General features: G+C 63.8%; 15 protein-coding genes. 7 read left to right on the top strand and 8 right to left on the bottom strand.

Annotated elements, in window-relative coordinates:
• The first annotated feature begins 6 nt into the window (after positions 1-6).
• The 6 genes from glgC (at position 7) to B9Y97_RS06515 (ending at position 9764) form a co-directional block, all read left to right on the top strand.
• Positions 7-1278 carry a glucose-1-phosphate adenylyltransferase gene (gene glgC, locus B9Y97_RS06540; protein ID WP_085525986.1) on the top strand — a complete coding sequence of 424 codons (1272 nt, stop codon included), beginning with the start codon at positions 7-9 and terminating at the stop codon, positions 1276-1278.
• Between the two features lie 9 nt (positions 1279-1287).
• The gene (gene glgA, locus B9Y97_RS06535; protein WP_085525985.1) at positions 1288-2718 is read left to right on the top strand and encodes a glycogen synthase GlgA; all 1431 of its coding nucleotides are present in this window, start codon (positions 1288-1290) and stop codon (positions 2716-2718) included.
• A complete protein-coding gene (gene glgX / locus B9Y97_RS06530; protein ID WP_254900866.1) occupies positions 2715-4835 on the top strand; it encodes a glycogen debranching protein GlgX in 2121 nt (706 codons plus the stop codon). The genes glgA and glgX overlap by 4 nt, the downstream gene beginning before the upstream one ends.
• A complete protein-coding gene (locus B9Y97_RS06525) occupies positions 4835-6466 on the top strand; it encodes an alpha-D-glucose phosphate-specific phosphoglucomutase (RefSeq protein ID WP_085525983.1) in 1632 nt (543 codons plus the stop codon). Before glgX ends, B9Y97_RS06525 begins: the two co-directional genes overlap by 1 nt.
• Before the next feature lie 189 nt (positions 6467-6655).
• Positions 6656-8590: a GumC family protein gene (locus B9Y97_RS06520; protein ID WP_176224316.1), complete on the top strand. Its 1935-nt coding sequence runs from the start codon at positions 6656-6658 to the stop codon at positions 8588-8590.
• A 4-nt stretch (positions 8591-8594) separates the two neighbouring features.
• Positions 8595-9764 (top strand): polysaccharide biosynthesis/export family protein, encoded by a 1170-nt coding sequence (locus B9Y97_RS06515; RefSeq protein WP_085525981.1) that lies wholly within the window; start codon positions 8595-8597, stop codon positions 9762-9764.
• Positions 9765-9914: 150 nt separating this feature from the next.
• On the opposite strand, the gene B9Y97_RS06510 is transcribed toward B9Y97_RS06515, so the two are convergent.
• On the bottom strand, positions 9915-10793 hold the full coding sequence (locus B9Y97_RS06510; protein WP_085525980.1) for a methylenetetrahydrofolate reductase: 879 nt from the start codon (positions 10791-10793) through the stop codon (positions 9915-9917).
• A gap of 10 nt (positions 10794-10803) precedes the next feature.
• A complete protein-coding gene (locus tag B9Y97_RS06505) occupies positions 10804-12180 on the bottom strand; it encodes an aminomethyltransferase family protein (protein WP_085528140.1) in 1377 nt (458 codons plus the stop codon).
• A 110-nt stretch (positions 12181-12290) separates the two neighbouring features.
• Here B9Y97_RS06505 and B9Y97_RS06500 point away from each other — a divergent pair, with 110 nt between their 5' ends.
• Positions 12291-13499, top strand: coding sequence for a LysR family transcriptional regulator (locus B9Y97_RS06500; RefSeq protein ID WP_176224315.1), 1209 nt, complete (start codon positions 12291-12293; stop codon positions 13497-13499).
• Positions 13500-13522: 23 nt separating this feature from the next.
• On the opposite strand, the gene B9Y97_RS06495 is transcribed toward B9Y97_RS06500, so the two are convergent.
• The 6 genes from B9Y97_RS06495 to B9Y97_RS06470 all read right to left on the bottom strand — a co-directional run bounded on the left by B9Y97_RS06495 (position 13523) and on the right by B9Y97_RS06470 (position 18957).
• On the bottom strand, positions 13523-13840 hold the full coding sequence (locus B9Y97_RS06495; protein WP_085525978.1) for a YciI family protein: 318 nt from the start codon (positions 13838-13840) through the stop codon (positions 13523-13525).
• A gap of 3 nt (positions 13841-13843) precedes the next feature.
• Entirely contained in the window at positions 13844-14518 is a 675-nt protein-coding gene (locus tag B9Y97_RS06490) for an alpha/beta fold hydrolase (protein WP_085525977.1), read from the bottom strand.
• Positions 14519-14522: 4 nt separating this feature from the next.
• Positions 14523-15827: a TRAP transporter large permease gene (locus tag B9Y97_RS06485; RefSeq protein WP_085525976.1), complete on the bottom strand. Its 1305-nt coding sequence runs from the start codon at positions 15825-15827 to the stop codon at positions 14523-14525.
• Complete coding sequence (locus B9Y97_RS06480; RefSeq protein WP_085525975.1) at positions 15824-16330, bottom strand: TRAP transporter small permease; 507 nt, start codon at positions 16328-16330, stop codon at positions 15824-15826. Before B9Y97_RS06480 ends, B9Y97_RS06485 begins: the two co-directional genes overlap by 4 nt.
• Positions 16331-16333: 3 nt before the next feature.
• The gene (locus B9Y97_RS06475; RefSeq protein WP_085525974.1) at positions 16334-17320 is read right to left on the bottom strand and encodes a TRAP transporter substrate-binding protein; all 987 of its coding nucleotides are present in this window, start codon (positions 17318-17320) and stop codon (positions 16334-16336) included.
• 227 nt (positions 17321-17547) lie between these two features.
• Positions 17548-18957, bottom strand: a complete 1410-nt coding sequence (locus B9Y97_RS06470) for a vanillate/3-O-methylgallate O-demethylase (protein WP_085525973.1) — start codon at positions 18955-18957, stop codon at positions 17548-17550.
• Positions 18958-18985: the final 28 nt, after the last annotated feature.

Here is an 18985-nt window from a genome sequence, read left to right as displayed (position 1 = left end):
GAACGCATGGAACGGCAAAAGCCCAGAAGATTGTCCTCGCAGGCGATGGCCTTCGTATTGGCCGGCGGCCGCGGGTCTCGACTGAAGGAACTCACCGACCGGCGCGCGAAACCGGCGGTCTATTTCGGCGGCAAGACCCGGATCATCGACTTCGCGCTCTCCAACGCGCTCAACTCCGGTATCCGCAAGATGGCCATCGCCACGCAATACAAGGCCCACAGCCTGATCCGCCACGCCCAGCGCGGCTGGAACTTCTTCCGCGCCGAGCGCAACGAATACCTCGACATCCTGCCCGCGTCGCAGCGAATCGACGAGGAGAACTGGTACAAGGGCACCGCCGACGCCGTGCGCCAGAACATCGACATCATCGACAGTTACAACGTCGAATACATCGTCGTGCTGGCGGGCGATCACATCTACAAGATGGACTACGAGATCATGCTCGAACACCACGTCGATTCGGGTGCCGACGTGACCGTGGGGTGCCTCACCGTGCCGGTGGCCGAAGCCACCGCCTTTGGCGTGATGGACGTGGATGCCGAGGGCCAGATCACCAGTTTCCTCGAAAAGCCCGCCAACCCGCCGCACATGCCCGGTGACCCTGACCATGCCCTCGCTTCGATGGGCATCTACGTGTTCGACTGGAAGGTTCTGCGAGAAATGCTCCTGCAGGACGCGCATGATGACTCGTCGAGCCACGATTTCGGCCACGACCTGATCCCGCATATCGTGAAGAACGGCCGGGCCATTGCCCACAAGTTCAGCGACAGTTGTGTGCGGTCCGGGCTGGAAAAGGAAGCATACTGGCGGGATGTCGGAACGATCGACGCCTATTGGCAGGCCAATATCGACCTGACCGATTTCGTCCCCAAGCTCGACATCTACGACCGCACCTGGCCGATCTGGACCTATGCCGAGATCGTCCCGCCGGCAAAGTTCATCCACGACCAGGAAGGGCGTCGCGGGGCCGCCATTTCGTCGCTGATCGCGGGCGACAGCATCATTTCGGGTTCGGTGGTGAAAAACTCGCTGGTCTCAACCGGCGGGCGGCTGCATTCGTTCTCGTCTGTCGATTACTCGGTGATCCTGCCGCATGTGCAGATCAACCGAAATGCCCGGTTGGTCAATTGCGTGGTGGATTCCGGGGTCGATATTCCCGCAGGCCTCGTCGTCGGTGAAGACCCGGTTGAAGATGCCAAGTGGTTCCGTGTCACCGAGAATGGCATTACCCTGATCACCCGCGACATGATCGCCGCCCGGCAGGCGGCGCTCGACTAGGACCTTCACATGCGCGTGCTCTCCGTGGCCTCCGAATGCGTCCCGCTGATCAAGACGGGAGGACTCGCCGATGTTGTCGGCGCGCTGCCCGTCGCGCTTGCCGGCGATGGCATCGACATGCGGGCGATGATCCCGGCCTATGAAGGGATTCTCGAAAAGCTCGGGGAGGTGGAGGAAGTCTGGGCGGACTGGAATCTTTATGGCGGCCACGCCGGGCTGATGAAGGGCACAATCGGCGGTGTTACCGTTCTCGCCCTCGATGCGCCCTATCTCTATCACCGCCGCGGCGGGCCGTATGCCGACGCGGATGGCGATTACTGGGACAACCCCGAGCGGTTTGCCGCGCTGTCATGGGCCGCCGCCGCGGTTGCGCGCGAAGGTGCCGGCGACGGCTGGAAGCCCGATATCCTGCATGCCCACGACTGGCAGGCCGCGCTCGCCCCGACCTACCTGCGCTATCATGGCGACGGCGGGGTAAAATCCGTCCTCACCATTCACAACATCGCGTTTCAGGGTGTCACCGGCGGCGACCGGCTCGACAGCCTGCGCCTGCCCTGGCACGCCTGGCACCCCGACAAGGCCGAGTATCACGGCAATCTTTCCACCCTGAAGGCGGGGCTGGTGACCGCCGACGCGATCACCACCGTGTCGCCGACCTATGCGGGTGAGTTGATGCGGCCGGAATTCGGCATGGGTCTTGAAGGCGTGATCGCCGCGCGGGCTGCCGATCTTACCGGCATTCTCAACGGGGTGGACGAAGTCACCTGGAACCCGGAAACGGACCCCGAGATCCATCCCTACTCGGCCCGGAACATGAAGCCGAAGGCCGCGAACCGGGCCGCGTTGATCGAGGAGTTCGGCCTTGGCGACGTGCCGGGGCCGCTCGCCATCGTGGTCAGCCGGTTGACCTGGCAAAAGGGGATCGACCTGCTCGCGGAAGCTCTCCCGGGCTTCATCGCGGCAGGCGGCGGGCTGGTGCTGCTCGGGTCTGGTGAGCACGGGCTGGAACAGGCGGTGCGCAACGCGGCCGCGCGCTGGCCGGACCGGGTCGCGGTGCGGATCGGCTATGACGAACCCCTCGCGCACCGGATGTTTGCCGGCGGCGACGCCGTGCTCGTGCCCTCGCGCTTCGAGCCTTGCGGGCTGACCCAGTTGTATGGCCTGAAATACGGCACCGTGCCCGTGGTCGCCGCAACCGGTGGCCTCAACGATACCGTGATCGGCGCGAGCCCCGCCAGCCTTGCCGCCAACGCCGCCACCGGCATCGCCTTCCACCCGATTGACGGCATTGCGCTTGCCGGGGCCCTGCGCCAGCTCGTGCAGCTTTTCGACGATCGCCCGGCCTGGGCGGGGCTGGTGAAGCGGGCGATGAAGGCCGAGGTGGGCTGGTCTGCCCCCGCCGCCGTATACGGCGCATTATACCGGAGACTGATCGCGTGACCGTTCCACGCCCATCCCTCACCCCCGAGCGCATCGCGCGCCTCGAACTTTCGCCCGGCCAATCCTGGCCTATGGGAGCGAGCGTTGATGAGGCCGGGGTCAATTTCGCGGTGTTCTCCGCCCATGCCACGAAGATCGAGGTTTGCCTCTTCTCCGATGATGGGCGCACCGAGCTGACCCGGATCGCGCTGCCCGAACGGGATGGCGATATCTGGCATGGCCACATCGCGGGGATCGGACCGGGCGCGCGCTATGGCTTGCGGGCCCATGGCCCCTACGAACCCGAGAACGGCCACCGCTTCAATCCCAACAAGCTCCTGATCGACCCTTATGCCCGCAAGATCGACGGCAAGGTGCGCTGGTCGAAGGCGCTGATGGGCTACCATGTCGGCTCGCCCTTGGGCGATCTGAGCTTCTCCACCCGCGACAGCGCCTTCGCGGTGCCGAAATGCGTGGTGGTTGGCCCCGACGGATTCGACTGGCAGGGTGACAAGCCGCTCGCGCGTCCTGGCCCCGAAACGCTGATCTACGAGGCCCATGTGAAAGGCCTCACTGCAACCCATCCGGGCATCGAGCCATCGCGGCGCGGCACATTCAGGGGTGTGGCCTCCGACGCGATCATCGAGCATCTCACCAGTCTTGGCGTCACCGCCATCGAGCTTCTGCCGGTGCAGGCGTTCATCGACGACCGCTTTCTCGTCGAGCGCGGATTGCGCAATTACTGGGGCTATCAGACGATCGCCTTCTTTTCCCCCGAGCCGCGCTATCTCGACCACGGCGACACCGCTGAGTTCAAGGAAATGGTGCGGCGTCTGCACAAGGCCGGGATCGAGGTGATCCTCGACGTGGTCTACAACCATACCGCCGAGGGCGACGGCTTTGGCCCCACGCTCTCGTTTCGCGGGCTCGACAACGCCGCCTACTACCGCCTCGCCCCCGACCGGCGCCACTACATCAACGATTGCGGCACCGGCAACGCGCTGAACCTCGCGCACCCGGCGGTGCTGCGGATGGTGATGGACAGCTTGCGCTTCTGGGTCGAGGAATACCATGTCGACGGGTTCCGCTTCGATCTCGCCGCGGCGCTCACGCGCGGCGGGCACGGCTTCGACTCCGGCTTCCTCGATGCGATCCGGCAAGACCCTGTTCTGGCACGGGTCAAGCTCATCGCCGAACCTTGGGACGTGGGGCCGGGCGGCTACCGGCTTGGGCATTTCCCGCACCCGTTTCGCGAATGGAACGACCGCTACCGCGACGACGTGCGCGCGTTCTGGCGTGGCGATGCCCACATGTTGCCGGGGCTCGCCAAGGCGCTGCTCGCCAGCCCGGAAATCTTCGACCGTGACGGCCGCCCGGCCACCGCGAGCGTCAATCTCATCACCTCGCACGACGGCTTCACCCTCGCCGATCTTGTGGCCTACAAGGACAAGCACAACGAGGCCAACGGCGAAGGCAACCGCGACGGTCACTCGGCGAATTTCTCCGACAATCTCGGCCACGAGGGACCAACCGCCGATCCGCTGATCGTGAAGGCCCGTGCCCGCCGCCAGCGCGCGATCCTGGCGACGCTGTTTTTCAGCCAGGGCATCCCGATGCTGCTCGGCGGCGACGAGATCGGCAATTCCCAGCGTGGCAACAACAATGCCTACGCGCAGGACAATGAAACCGGCTGGATCGAGTGGAAAAAAGCCGATATCGACCTGCTTGCCTTCACCCGCCGCCTTTCAGACCTGCGCCGCCGCTTCAAGGTTCTGAGCCAGCGCAACTTCCTGCATTCGCGGCCGCGCCCCGCCGATGGTCTGCTCGATCTCGAATGGTGGCACCCCGACGGCCGCGCCCCGTCCGACGCCGACTGGCACGACCACATCCACACGATCGGCATGATCGTTCGCGGTTCGGCTGAAACCTTGAAGGATCTGGGCGAACACGAGGTCTTTGTGGTGTTCAATGCCGGCCATGCGCGCGAGGTGATCCTGCCTCCGGGCGACTGGGTCCGCATCCTCGACAGCGCCAATCCCGATAGCGATGAGAAGCCGGTGTCCGACGCCTACAAGGCCGCCGAGCAATCGGTGGTTCTGTTTGCCCATCCCGACGCCACCACCCAGGAGGGAAGCTGATGACGATCCGGACCATCGCGACACAACCCATCGACGGGCAGAAGCCCGGCACCTCGGGGTTACGCAAGAAAACCCGCGTTTTCATGCAGTCGCACTTCCTCGAAAATTTCGTTCAGGCCACCCTCGATGCGATTGGGGGTGCCGAGGGAAAAACCTTCGTGCTCGGCGGCGACGGGCGCTATTTCTCGCCACAGGTGGCCCAGGTGATCCTGCGGATGTGCGCGGCCAATGGCGCGGCGAAAGTGATCGTCGGGCAGAACGCGCTGCTTTCCACCCCCGCCGCGAGCCATCTCATCCGGCTGAACAAGACCGATGGCGGCTTTATCATGTCGGCCAGCCACAACCCCGGCGGGCTCGACGAGGATTTCGGCCTCAAGTTCAACATGGCCAATGGTGGCCCCGCGCCCGAAAGCGTGACCGACGCGATCCATCAGGCGACCACGCGGATCACCGAATACCGGGTTCTGGAAGCCCACGACGTCGATCTTGCGCGCATCGGCGCAACGCGGCTCGGAGATATGGCCGTCGAGGTGGTCGACCCCGTGACCGACTATGCCAACCTGATGGAAACGCTGTTTGATTTCCCCAAGCTGCGCGACATGTTCGCGGCCGGATTCCGGATGCGCTTCGATGCGATGTGCGCGATCACCGGGCCCTATGCCACCGAGATTCTCGAACGCCGCCTCGGTGCGCACGAGGGCACCGTTGTCAACGGCACGCCGCTGCCGGATTTCGGCGGTATGCATCCCGACCCGAACCCGACCTGGGCGAAAGACCTGATGGACGTGATGTTCGCTGCCGATGGCCCCGATTTCGGTGCCGCGTCCGATGGTGACGGTGACCGCAACATGGTGGTGGGCAAGAATACCTATGTCTCGCCCTCCGACAGTCTCGCGGTGCTCGCCGCGAATGCCTATCTCGCGCCCGGCTATCGCGGTGGCATCGCCGGCGTTGCCCGCTCGATGCCCACTTCCGCCGCCGCCGACCGTGTGGCCGAGGCGCTGGGCGTGGCAGCGTTCGAAACTCCGACCGGCTGGAAGTTCTTCGGCAACCTGCTCGATGCCGGAAAGGTCACGCTCTGCGGCGAGGAGAGTTTCGGCACCGGGTCCGACCACGTGCGCGAGAAAGACGGGCTCTGGGCGGTGCTGCTCTGGCTCAACGTCCTTGCCGAGCGCGGCCAGACCGTCGCCGAGATCCTTGCCGACCACTGGGCACAGTACGGGCGCAACTACTATTCGCGCCACGACTACGAGGCGCTCCCGGTCGATCAGGCCAGCGCCATGGTCGATGGATTGCGCACCCGGCTGGCCGAGCTTCCCGGCACCGAGGCCGAGGGTATGGAAATCGCCGCGGCGGATGACTTTGCCTATACCGACCCGGTGGATGGCTCCGTTTCCCGGGGGCAGGGCCTGCGGGTCAGCTTCACCGATGGCTCCCGCTTCGTGATCCGGCTTTCCGGCACCGGCACCGAGGGCGCAACGCTACGGCTCTACCTCGAACGCTACGTTGCCGGCCCCGGCGGGCTTGATCTCGACGTGCAGGAGGCCCTTGCGCCTGTTGCCATGGCGGCGGAACGCCTTGCGGGCATTCGCGGCACCAGTGGTCGGGAAGGCCCCGACGTGATCACCTGATCGGGACAATGCCAGCGAAACGGTTTTGGGTGCGGCCCTTGTCGGCGCACGTTTTGAGGGTTTCCCGCGATACCCGCAAAGCACTCAAGATGCCGAAAACTTCATCGGTATCGGGGTGTCCTTGCGGATGCAATTCGGGACATGTATTGCCATCGGAAGCGCCGCGGGTGCTGTCTGGTGGGAGAGACGATGGCAAACCATCCTGAAGTACCTGATGATGAGGTTGACCTGGGCGAGTTGGTCGCCGGGCTATGGGCTTACCGAGCGGTCACGGCGCTGGTGACGACGGTGGCGGTCGTTGGCGGCGGCTGGTATGCCCTCAATGCCGAAAAGGTCTATCAAGCCGATGCGGTTTTTCAACTCGAGGATTCCAAGTCGTCCGGACTGAGCCTTCCCAGCGAGATGGGCGGCCTTGCGGCACTTGCCGGTCTTGGCGGCATCACGGACGAGGGCAACATTTTGTTCGACCGGATCCACGGCCGCGAGTTCATCGAGGAAATTGATACGGCCGCGGCACTCAGGGAAGACGAGTTTTTCAACAGTTACGACCCGGATGCGCAGGATCCGCTTTGGAAAGCGGTCATCAAGTGGGCAATCGGGTATCGCTCGGATGAACTGGATCCAGATCAGGTTGCCGAGAAAAATGTCGTCGATAACTTCCGGAAAAACGTTCTGGTCGAAGAAACCGAAAACGGTGCGCTGACCATTTCTGTCGAGCACACCGATCCGACCCGTGCGGCCGATATCGCCAACATCGTCATGGACAGGATTGTCACCCTGCGGGAATTCGAGACCGAGACCAGGCAAACCCGGGAATTGTCCTATCTCTCGGAAACCCTTGCCGACACGTTGCGCGAAATGGAATCGACTCAGGCGCGGCTGAAGAATTTCGCGATTGAAAACTCCACGCTTTCGCTGGAAGCGCTGGGTGCCGGATCTGTCGCGCTCGATGAAATCAGGAACCGGCTTGATCGCGCGATCGGGCTCCAGGAGGCCGCGGATGCCTTGCTCGATGTGTTGAACAGGGGTGAAACCGGCCCCGATGCCTATGCGCGCCTTCGCCAGTCGCACCCGATTATTGATGATGTCGAATTCCGTCGTGTTCTCGGCCTGAGCGAGATCATTTCGGAGTTCAGTTGGCCCGACAAGGACTTGCTCGACGCGGTGGCGACCACGCTGAAAGACCGCCGGGAGCGGATCGAGAGGGAAAAGGAGCGTCTTGAAGGAGAGGCGATTTCCTATGCCAATGCGGCTGAGCAGCTTGCCACACTCGAACGTGAGGCGAATATTGCGGAAGCGTCCTACACCGTCCTGATCGAGCAGGTCAAAGCACAGTCACTGCTTGCAGGGTATGAAGGCGAAACCGCGAAAGTGTTTGAGCGGGCGGTGCCTCCGCTGGCACCGAGCAAACCCAACAGGATGCTCGTGCTTGCCGGATCGCTGGCGCTGGGGCTCTTCGTCGGTTCCGGCTTTGCGCTTGCTTTCGCGACGCGAAAGGGCGTGTTTTTCTCGAAGCGGAGCCTGGTCGAGGAACTGAACCCGCTGGCATCGGTGTCTGCGAGGGGGATGCGGCGGCACAACGGCCGGTCGCTTCAAGCGGTGCGCGCGCAGCTTGAAGCGAAGGGCAACCCGGTCTTGTCGGAAATCGCCATAGCGCTTCGCAACAGCACATCGGATTGCGCTGTGGTTCTGGGAGGTGGCGCGAAATGCCGCGCGAAATCGGCGGCGTTTGCGGTCGGCACGGTTGTTGCCAAGGGTGGCCGCAAGGTTGCGATCGTGGATTTGTCCTCCACCGCCGCAGCGTCGCAAAGCGCCGAGGCCGGCGAAAGTTTCTGGACCGAGGTTCAGTCGGAAGGTGCGGTTCGGGAATGTGCGTTCACCAAGGGCGAAAGAAACATCGACCTGCTTTCGTCGCGCGACTATGACGCTGCCATGAAGGAGCTTGTTGAAAGTGCGGACATCGTGATTTTCTCGGCAGAAACGCCCGTTGCAGAAGTTGCGGCCACGGCGCTGTCTGGCACGAATCCGACCACTGTCTTGCTCGCGCGGCCAAAACGAACCTCGAAGTCCTTGATCCACAGGCTTGGCAGTCTCAAACTGCCGACCGTTATGATGCTAGAGTGAACCATTGAAACATCTCCTCGCCCTCATAGCCGTTCTTGCGCTCGCCTCGTGTTCGGAGGTTCTCCAGTCTCCGACGCTGAAGACCGTTGCAGAGGACACGACGACGGAACAGGAAGACTTCGAGGTTGTCGTCAAGCCGCTCACGCTCGCGATGGCCCGCGACCTTCAAACGACGAATTACCCGCGCCAGGTGATGCGGAGCGGAATTGGCGCTGCGGCCGGTGTGATCTCCGAGGGTTCCGTAACGCGGGGCAACCTGCCGCCGGAACTTGGGCCGGAAACCTATCGTCTGGGCATTGGCGATCAACTCACCTTCGCGCAGTTTGCCGAAGGCGGGGTTTCGACGATCAACGAGATGATCACCTCCGGTAACGGTACTTCGTCGGGTCAGAAGGCCGACCAGGTGATTACCAGCGTTGGGCGCGTGGGGTCGGACGGCTCCGTTTTGCTGCTCGGGCTCGGCAAGCTCGATATTGGCGGGAAGACCCTCAACGAAGCCCGCGATCTTGTCCGCAACATCCTGATCCGAAACGGTATCGCCCCGAAATTCCAACTGGAGATCACCGGTTTCAACTCGCAGAAGGTCTTCGTTGCGTCAAATGTCGGGGGCAGCAGTGTTGTGCCGCTCACCGATCAGGGCCTGACGCTGAAAGAACTGGTGATATCAACCGGGGAGGGGATCGACGGGAGATCGGTCGTGGTCATCCGAATTCAACGGGACGGTCGCGAATACCGGATCACCTCCGAAGAGTTGCTGAGACCGGGCGCGCGCGACATCTACCTGCGCGACCAGGATCAGGTCGTGATCGAGGCGATGGGATACAAGCCCGGACAGGTCTTCGTGCTTGGCGCGGTGGCACCGGTGACGATCCCGATCTCGCCTGAAAAGCGCGAGACGATGGCCGATATCCTGTTCACCCCGGGCGGCGTTCTTGCCAGCCCCTCGGCGCAGAGATCGGAAGTCTATCTGTTGCGGGGGAGCAATCCTGTCGAGGCGTTCAAACTGGATGCGACCGATCCGACGCGGATCGTTGTGGCCGCAGCCATGGAATTGCGGCCGAATGACATCATCTTCGTGCCGGAGCAGCCGCTTTCGTCACTGAACCGCACCCTGCAGTCGATCGCGCCGTTGCGCTTGCTGATTCGAGATCTTCAGGCGGGCGCAATTCCGTAGGATTGGTGGAACCACCAACCGGGTCTGGTTTATTCTTGGAACAAACGGCAATCGGAACAACCTGTTGTTCCGTTGCCTGATGACCTCCAGCGGCGCTTGACCGGGATCTGGAAAAGCCCGGTCAAGCGCTCGGCTGGCGGTCGCATGGTGTCAGCGGGTCGCGCCGGAGATCCAGTCGGCGCTGGCCTGAATCCCCCCCAGCGGGAAGACATGCGCCTGGGCGATCAGGCTGTCGGGGTTGGCCACCTTGTGTTCGGCCAGCGCGGTGAGCACCTCGGTGGGCTCGAACGGCTTGAGCAGCTTGGTTAGGTCTTTTGCGCGTTTCTGGAGCACGCCCAGCGAGGGGCCGACGCCGCAGGCAATGGCATACTTGATCAGGGTTTGCAGCTTGGCCGGGCCGGCAACGCCGGCGTGAATCGGCATCGTGACCCCGCGCGCGGCGAGGCGGTCGGCCCAGGCGATCATGGGCTTGGCGTCGAACACGAACTGGGTGGCCAGCGCCATCTTGGTACCGGTCTTCTCGGCGTAGGCCTGCTTCCACATGATCGCATCGTCCACCCTGGTGGTCGAGCCGTCCGGGTCGATATCGGCGTTGCCCTCGGGGTGACCGGCGACGTGCAGGCGCTTGAACCCGTGTTTCTCGAAAAGCCCGGTGTCGAGCAGTTGGATCGAACTGTCGAACCTGCCCACGGGCTTGGCCACGCCACCGGCCAGAACCAGTGCCTCGGCCACCCCCGCCTCACCGGCATAGCGCTTGATCCAGTCTTCCAGAACCGCCTCGTCGGCGATGATCCGGGCCGGGAAATGCGGCATCACGGCAAAACCATCGGCCGACAGGCGCTTGGCGGTCGCCACCATGTCCTCGATCGGGGTGCCTTCGATATGCGCGATGTAGACCCGGCTGCCCGGAGCGAGCAGCGGCTTGAAATCAGAGATCTTCGCCGCCGTGCGCGGCATGACCTCCAGGGAAGTGCCTTCGAGGAAGGCTTTCAACGGGCTTTGCACGTTGAGAATGTTCACCACGGCCATATTCTCCTCCTCAGGTCTGGCTTCGATAACCGAGGCGCGCGGCCTCGTGAATTGGCCACGGATGCACCTCGGCCCGGATCTCCACCTGGCGGTGGCGTTCGACAGTCGGTTTATCGCTTCCGCCGTCAGGTTCGCCCCACGTAACCGTCACTTCTGTGCCGGTTTCCGCCACGTCTGCGTCAAGGATCGCGAGGCTGATCCATGCCCGCTCACCCGGTGAATAGGCCGGGGCGATGGAGAGGCCGACGAAACGGCCATCCTTCGTCACCTTGTCGTAGGGATGCGCGGCATAATGCGCGGCGGGCATTTCCATGTGCTTGGGCGCAAGCCCGTCGTGATCCATCAAACCGGCATAGGCCGCGGCGACGTCTTCGGCCTTCCACACCAGCGTGACCTTCTGGCGGTGCGGCCCGGCGGCCATCTTCTCCAGCGCGTCGCGGCCGATGAAATCGTGGTCGAACTTCACCACCCGGCCATAATCGAGATCCCACGGCGTGAGGTAATAATCCTCGATGTTGTCGGACACGAAGCTGCCGCCGAGCGAGGCCAGCGCCTCGAAGGAATTGGCCCCGAGCCATTTGCGGTAGGGTTCCATGAAGGCACCGGCGTAGATCGCGGGGAGGGGCGAAGGCACCCAGCCCGATTCGGCGGCCGCCGCCGCATAGGCACGCGCGCCCACCTGCCGCATGCCAAACTCGGCCCCGGCTTCGAGAAGCGCGGCCTTCACCTTCGGTCCGTCTTCCACCGGCCCCCAGATCTCCAGCCCCTGCTGGCCGCCCATGCCGTGGCTGAGCGTGCGCGCCTCGCAACCGGCGATGGTGATCCGCCCCATGTTGAAGAACTTGGTGGTGAGCGGCCCGCCCTCGTTGACCATGTTCAGGATATCGAGCGCCTTCGGCCCCTGCACCTCGTAGCGGTAGGTCAGGCGCGGCTTGTCGGGGTCGTCGAGCGACCGCTGGTCGCGCACCACCTCCACGTCATAGCCGCCGGTTTCGGCGAAGAACTGCACCCAGTTCGGCAGGATCGGGCGGCCGACGATATTCACTTCGTCATCTTCCAGCCCAAAGACGATGGCATCGCCGATCACGTAACCTTTGTGGCTCACGCAGACGAGCTGCTTGGCCTTGTTGCGTCCGAATCCGGCAAAGCTGTTCACCGCCAGATCGGAGAGCAGTTTGATTGTGTCGGGGCCCTTCACGTAAAGGTCGGTCATGTGGAACGACTGGTCCATCAGCGCGGCGGTTTCGCGCCAGGCCCGCATTTCTTCCATCCAGTGGGTGAATTCCGAAGGGACCGGGAAGGCATAGCGCCCCATCTGGCTGTGATAGAGCATCTTTGCGGGGTTGCCGTGCTCGTTGATGCGGTCTTCGAGGGTTTTTGCGCACATCGGGTTCATGTCCTCCATCTGCCTTGGTTGGGGCCATGGATACCGGGAACGACCGGGCGTGGCTCATGCCGTGTTTGAATATTGCCTTTCGGTTTGCTTATAATGCTCGAATGGTCAGCCAGAGAACCCGTCTTTCGGCACAAATGGTACGCACGATCCGGGCGCTTTCCGACGCCCGCACCCTGCGCGACGCGGCCGACGTCCTGAATACCAGCCAGTCGTCGCTTTCCCGCGCCCTGCGTGGGGCCGAGGCGCGGCTGGGGGTCACCTTGTTCCAGCGCGGCTGGTCCGGCACCGAACCGACAGCGGAGGGCGAGATCGTGCTTGGCCAGTGCACCCGGATCATGGACGATCTGCATCGCTTCGAGCGGGTGGACCTTGGCACACCCGCCGGCCGCGCGCGGTTTGCCACCTTTGCGCGGTGGCGTCACCTTGAGGCGGTGGCGGCTGTTGTGCACACCGGAAGTGCCACCGCCGCGGCTCGGGAAATGGGCGTGCAGCAACCCGCCGTGAGCCAAGCCCTGCGGGATGTGAGCGCCTATGTCGGGCCGGCACTTTTTGCCCGCTGCAAGGGCGGGCTCCGGCCAACCGAGACAGGCCGCGCGCTTGCGGCGCTCTGGGCCCGTATCGGTGCCGACCTTGATCAGATCGCCGACATGCTCAAACGCGAATCCTCGGGGCTCGCGGGACGGATCGCCGTGGGAATGCTGCCGTTTTCCGGCCAGAACTTCGTGATGGAGACATTCGGGGAAATCAGCCGGACGAACCCGAACCTGCGGCTTGTTGCCGTGCCGGGCAGCTATACCTCGCTTTGCGAGGCACTGAAGCGCCGCGAGATCGACCTCATCGTCGGCATCCTTCGCGCTCCACCGCCCGAGGGGTTTTCGGAGGAATACCTCTACAATGAGACGATCACCGCTGTCGCACGCCGAGATCACCCCTGCCATGCCGCGCCGGTGGATCTCGCGGTTCTGGCAGGGCTCAGGTGGATGGTTGCCCCGCATGGCACGCCGATCCGGCGGTATTTCGAGTGGCTCTTCGCGGGGATCACCCCCGCGCCTGTGCCGCAATCCTGCGAGATCCTGTCTTTCTCCAATGCCGAACAGGTGGTGGTGGGCAACGATTCCGTGGCCCTGCTGTGCTATTCCGATGTCGGTTTGGGAAATCTGCGCCCCGAGTTGCGCCGGGTCGATATCGACCTGCCGGAAGCCGGTGTTCCAATCGGCATCACACGCAACATCGGCGAAGCGCCGAGCCTGGCCGTCTCGGCGTTCGAGGCGCTCCTGAAACGCCGGGTCGGGCAGCCCGATCCGGCCTAGGGGCGGATATGGGCACGCGCGGGTCATGGCTGAGTCAAACGCTCTGCGATTCGGTGGGCCTGGAAGGTGTCGGCGAGCCGGGTGAGGCGGGTTTCATCCACCACGCCCTCGGCGGCGAAGGGGTCGCCCTCGGCGAAGGCGTGGGCGGTCTGCAAAGTGTCGGCTTCGAGTATGCCCCAATGCCCGACAGCCTGCCCGGCCGCGTCCCAAAGTGCCGAGCCGACGAGCACCGAGGCGAGGCCGTTGCCGCCCGTGCGCACCCAGTCGCGATGCGCGGAGCGCAAGCGATCGCGCTCGGCGTCCTTTCCCGGGTGATGGCGGCATTCCATCAGGAAGAACATCGCCTAGCCCTCGAAGAACTCGGCCACGAGCCGGGCGACGGTTTCGGGTTGTTCGACCGGGGCGAAATGACCGGCGTTCTCGACGATCTCCAGCCGCGCGTCGGGAAGTAGCGTCCGCATCTCTTCGTGCTGGGCCAGCGGGCTCCACTGGTCCTGCCGCCCGACGATGAGCAGCGTGGGACAGGCGATCTCCGGCAGGTAGCTCGCGGCATCGGGACGATCCACCAGCGCCTTGATCTGGCGCGCGTGCAGATCGGGATCGCGGCGCAGCACCATGTCGGTGAGGCCCTGCATCAATTCGGGGGTCTGGTTTGGCTCATGCACCATCGGCGGCAGCCAGCGGGCGGCGAGCGCTTCCATCCCGTTCTCGTAAGCAAAGCGCACGATCTCGTCGCGTTTCTCGCGCTCGCCCTGCTTGAGCGCGTGAATGCCGGTATCCAGCAGCGCCAGCCGTTCGACACGGTACGGTGCGATCCGGGCCAGTTCCATCGCGACCCGCGCACCCATCGAGTGACCAGCGACACGCAGCTTGCCCGGATGCCGGTCAAGGCAATCGCGGGCCATCTGGCCGATGCTGTCCTGCGTCGTGAGGTCGGCCACCTCTGCCTCGATCCGGGCAAGCAACGGCGCCCAGGTGAAGGCGTCGCAGAGAAGGCCGGGGATGAGCAGGTTGGTCATCGCGTCACCCGATCATGGTGTTGGGCAGGTACAGCGCGATCTGCGGAAACAGCACGAGGATGATCAGCGTGATCAGCATGGCGATCCAGAACGGCACCACACCCCAGAAGATCCGCGCGAGCGGCACCTGAGGCGCGACCGATTTCACGATGAACACGTTCAGCCCCACGGGCGGCGAAATCAGGCCCATTTCCAGCGTGAGCACCACGAGAACGCCAAACCAGATCGGGTCGATCCCGAGTTGCTGGACCACCGGGAAGAAGATCGGCATCGACAGCACCATCATCGCGAAGCCTTCGAGGAACAGCCCGAGGATGAGATACATCGCCAGCATGATCGCCAGCACCCCGAGCACCGGGATCGCGAGACCTTCGAGATAGACACCGAGCATCTGGGGGATGTGGCTGAGCGCGAGGAACGTCTTGATCATGTAGGCGGCGATCAGGATCAGCATCACCGTCGCGGTGGTGACGACCGAATCCTTTGCGGCTTTCCAGAGCTTCTCGAATGAGAGCTGGCGCGAAACGGCACCGAACAGGATTACCAGCCCGGCCCCGACGGCGGCGGCCTCGACCGGCGAGAAGATGCCGCCATAGATGCCGCCGATGGTGAGGAAGATCACCACGAGGATCGGCGTGGCACCGCCCAGGGCGCGCAGCTTCTCGCTGCCCGAAGTTCCCGGCCCGGCCGGTCCGTAGGCGGGCTTGAACCACGTCACGATCATGATTGTCGCGATGAACATGCTCAGCAGCAGCAGGCCGGGCAGCACCCCGGCGAGGAACAGCCGGCCGATGCTTTCCTGGGTCAGCAGCGCATAGATCACGAAGCCGGTAGAGGGCGGAATGAGGATGCCCAGCGTACCCCCGGCCGCGACAACCCCGGTGGAGAGGCGGTTGTCGTAATTGAACCGGTCCATCTCGCCGAGCGAGACCCGGCCGATGGTGAGCGCCGAGGCCACCGAGGAGCCCGAGAGCGCGGCAAAGCCGCCGCAGGCGACGACGGTGGCCGAGGCCAGCCCGCCGCGGATCGAGCCGATGGTGGCATAGGCCGCATCGTAGAGCTTGCGGCTCATGCCGGTTTCGGTGGCCACGTTGCCCATCAGAATGAACAGCGGCACAACCACGAGCTCGGCGCTGGAAGCGAGCGAAAAGGCATCCGAAGCAAGCTGGCTCATCGCCGCCTGCGGACTGCTGAGATACCAGTTGCCGACAAAGCCGACGCCGAACATGGCGAAGGCGACGGGCACGCGCAGGCCGAGCAGCACGAAGAGGATGGCCATCCCGAGGAGGCCGATAGTTTCGGGGCTCATGCGGTCTTCCTGACAGGTTTGAGGCCGAGGATCAGGGCAATGGCACGCAGGCTCATGCCGATCCCGGTGATGACCGACATCACGATGATCGCACCTTTGAACCAATCGAAGGGCAGGCCGATGATGTTGGTCGAGAGAATGATGCCGAAGCCGCGCATCTGCGCGATGGAAGCCCAGGTGGTCCAGGCGATGCCGAAGAAGATCAACGCGCCGAGCAGGGCTGACACGATATCGCCCGCGCGGATCATCCAGTTCGGCATGGAAGTCTCAAATATATCGACCGAGATGTGGCCCCCGATCTTGTCGCACAGCGCCATGCCGCCGAAGACCACGATCACCATCGCCATCTGGGTGATATCCTGCGCGCCGCTGAGCGGCTTGCCGAAGTACCGGCCGACCACGTCGGTCAGAATCACGACAACCTCGACCAGAAGGCCGAGGGTGCCGACAAGGGCAGACAGGCTGATAAGCCCGTCTGCCCCTTTGTTGAGCCAGCGAAGCAAGGCTTACTCGCCCCGCATCACGGCGAGCACGTCCTCGTGGCCGCCGTCCGAGACAACCTGTTCCATCACCGGGTGGGTGAGTGCGGCGAAGGCTTCACGCTCTTCGTCGGTCAGGGTGTAGACGGTGTTGCCGGAGTCGGCGCTGATCTCCTCGATCACCTGAAGGGCGCGGGCGTTCCAGCCGTCTTCGGCCGACTTGGAAAGCGGCCGACCGGCAATGGCGTCGATCGCGGCGCGCTGGTCTTCCGTCATGCTGTCGTATTTCGCCTGGTTCATCGCGACATAGAACGAGATGTGCCCGAGCGGCGCGTTGAGGGTGTAGCTGTTGGCCACTTCGTCGAGCTTGAAGTCGCCGATCGCCGAGGCGCCGGTGATCACGCCGTCGATCAGGCCGGTTTGCAGCGAGTTGTAGATCTCGCCGGCTGGCATCTGCACCGCGGTTGCGCCCAGCGATTCGACCGCTGCGGCGGCGGCAGAACCCGACACCCGGATCTTCAGGCCCTGAAGGTCTTCGGGCGCGCGCACGTCGATGTCTTTCATGATGAAGACGTTCGGCTCGGAGAGCCAGAGCGCGAGCGGCTTGGTGCCGGGGAACTCGTTGGAGAGCAGGCCGGCGTCGTAGGCGTTCCAGATCGCGTCATAGCCGGTCATGCCTTCGGGCAGCGCGCCGGGAAGCTCAGAGACCATGGTTTTCTGGAATTGCGACGAGGTGTAGCCCTGCAGACCCCAGACGATATCGGCCACGCCCTGAACGACGCGGACATATTGCTCAAGCGGGCCTGCGCCCAGCTCGCCACCGGGGTAGACCTCGATTTCGATCCCGGCATCGGCCACCGCTGCCTGCAGCGGCTCGATCGTCGAATTGGTGAGCGTGTGCGCGGGCGGTACCCAGTGCGCGAACTTGAGGGTTTCGGCCCCGGCCGGCAGTGCGGCGGCGGCGGCGAGCGCAACGGCGGTAGCGGCCGTGCGAAGGTAGCGTGCATTGATCATAGGTATTCCTCCCGATATTGAATCGCACCGGCCCTTGTTGGGCCGCGCGGAACAAGGTTTGACCCTAGTGCGCCGCCCGAACCGGTCAAATCACATTCGCGCCCTGTTGGATAAGCTGAGGCTATGAAAGCCAGGCACCGGCGGCGCGTCGAGCCAGTGCCGTAAGCCCGTGGCTTCAGGCGAATGCGGCGGGCTCCCTCGCCCCGCCGCATTCAAGTTTGGTGTCGTCAGCTGCCTTTGGTGCGCCAGCTATCGGCGTAGCTGGTGCGGGCTTCCGTCGAGTAGGGCGTCGGCGAGACGCGCACCCGGATCGTGGTCTGCTTGTGCGGTTCGACGCTGGTCTTGGCCGACCCGCCATCGGGCTCGCCCCAGACCATTTCAAGCACGTCGCCCTCTTCGACGCTGGCATCGACAACGCCGAGCGAGAGCAGGCAGCGCTCGTTGAACGAGTAGCCGTTGAACATCGACATGCCGACCATCTTGTCGCCCTGCATCACCATGTCGGCGGTGGAGGACGCGTAGTTCGGCTGCGGGAAGTCGATCCACTTGTAGTTCTCTTCGCCGGGGCGGAAAGAGCTTTCGATGACCTTCATCACGTCGTCGGCGTTCCACTCGAAGGTGACCTTCTTGCGGTTGTTGGCACCCTTCAGGCTGGCGAGGGCGTCCTTGCCGATGAAGTCGTCCTTCTTCCAGCCGATGTAGAAGCCGTAGCCCAGTTCGAACGGGTTGGTGTAGTAGTCTTCGATGTTGTCCGACACGAAGCTGCCCCCGATCGACCCGGCGGCCTCGTAGCTGTCTTCCTTCAGCCACTGGCGGTAGTCTTGCATCATGCCGTCGCCGGTGTAGATGCCGGGGAGCGGCGAGGGGATCCAGCCGGATTCAACCGTGTTGGTCGAATAGGCGCGGGCCCCGACCTTGTGGAGATTGACGCCGACGTCGCGGGCGGCTTGCTCGATGGTCGACTGGATGTAGGTTTTATCGGCGTAGGGCCCCCAGATTTCGAGGCCCGGCGCGCCGGCCATGCCGTGACGCAGCGCCTGCACACGGCGGGTGCCGATGTTGATGGTTTCGACGTGGAAGAATTTCACCTCCGGCACCGGGCCGCCGTTGATCTTCTCGAAGATCTTGTCGGCATCGGGGCCCTGGATCTGGAAGCGGTAATGGGTGCGGTAGATCGCCTTGCCATCGGGGCGCGAATCCGAGCGCGGATCGTGGCTGACCTTGACGTTCCACTTGCCGATCGCGGCCTGGAACATGATCCAGTTCGAGGTTGGCGCGCGGCCGACGGTCAGAAACTTGTCCTGCGCGAGGCGGAAGATGATGTGGTCGCCGATCACGTGGCCGGCGGGCGTCACCGGCACGAAGTGCTTGGCGCGGTTGAGCGAGAAGTTGGAGAAATCGTTGATCCCGACATGGGACAGGAAGGCTTCCGCATCGGGGCCTTCGACGGTGACTTCGTCCATGTGGTGCGACTGGTCATAGAGCACGACCGAATTGCGCCACGCGGCCTGCTCCGACCGCCAGTTGGTGAATTCAGGTGCGACGACAGGGTAGACATACATCCCGATCTTCGAGTTGCGAAGAACCTCAACGATGTTGCCGGAGCCCTGGATGATGTCTTCTAGGCTGGTTGCCATGCTTTCCTCCCATGGGTTCGAATGTATA

Source organism: Maritimibacter sp. HL-12, from assembly GCF_900177545.1.
In the GTDB taxonomy this organism is placed as follows: domain Bacteria; phylum Pseudomonadota; class Alphaproteobacteria; order Rhodobacterales; family Rhodobacteraceae; genus Sinisalibacter.
The sequence above is the reverse complement of the archived record's forward strand: the minus strand, read 5'-3'. Positions and strand labels throughout refer to the sequence as shown.

Coding starts and splice junctions, on each gene's coding strand:
- glgC (WP_085525986.1), top strand. CDS start 7: ATGGAACGGCAAAAGCCCAGAAGATTGTCCTCGCAGGCGATGGCCTTC.
- glgA (WP_085525985.1), top strand. CDS start 1,288: ATGCGCGTGCTCTCCGTGGCCTCCGAATGCGTCCCGCTGATCAAGACG.
- B9Y97_RS06525 (WP_085525983.1), top strand. CDS start 4,835: ATGACGATCCGGACCATCGCGACACAACCCATCGACGGGCAGAAGCCC.
- B9Y97_RS06520 (WP_176224316.1), top strand. CDS start 6,656: ATGGCAAACCATCCTGAAGTACCTGATGATGAGGTTGACCTGGGCGAG.
- B9Y97_RS06510 (WP_085525980.1), bottom strand. CDS start 10,793: ATGGCCGTGGTGAACATTCTCAACGTGCAAAGCCCGTTGAAAGCCTTC.
- B9Y97_RS06505 (WP_085528140.1), bottom strand. CDS start 12,180: ATGTGCGCAAAAACCCTCGAAGACCGCATCAACGAGCACGGCAACCCC.
- B9Y97_RS06500 (WP_176224315.1), top strand. CDS start 12,291: ATGGTCAGCCAGAGAACCCGTCTTTCGGCACAAATGGTACGCACGATC.
- B9Y97_RS06495 (WP_085525978.1), bottom strand. CDS start 13,840: ATGTTCTTCCTGATGGAATGCCGCCATCACCCGGGAAAGGACGCCGAG.
- B9Y97_RS06490 (WP_085525977.1), bottom strand. CDS start 14,518: ATGACCAACCTGCTCATCCCCGGCCTTCTCTGCGACGCCTTCACCTGG.
- B9Y97_RS06485 (WP_085525976.1), bottom strand. CDS start 15,827: ATGAGCCCCGAAACTATCGGCCTCCTCGGGATGGCCATCCTCTTCGTG.
- B9Y97_RS06475 (WP_085525974.1), bottom strand. CDS start 17,320: ATGATCAATGCACGCTACCTTCGCACGGCCGCTACCGCCGTTGCGCTC.
- B9Y97_RS06470 (WP_085525973.1), bottom strand. CDS start 18,957: ATGGCAACCAGCCTAGAAGACATCATCCAGGGCTCCGGCAACATCGTT.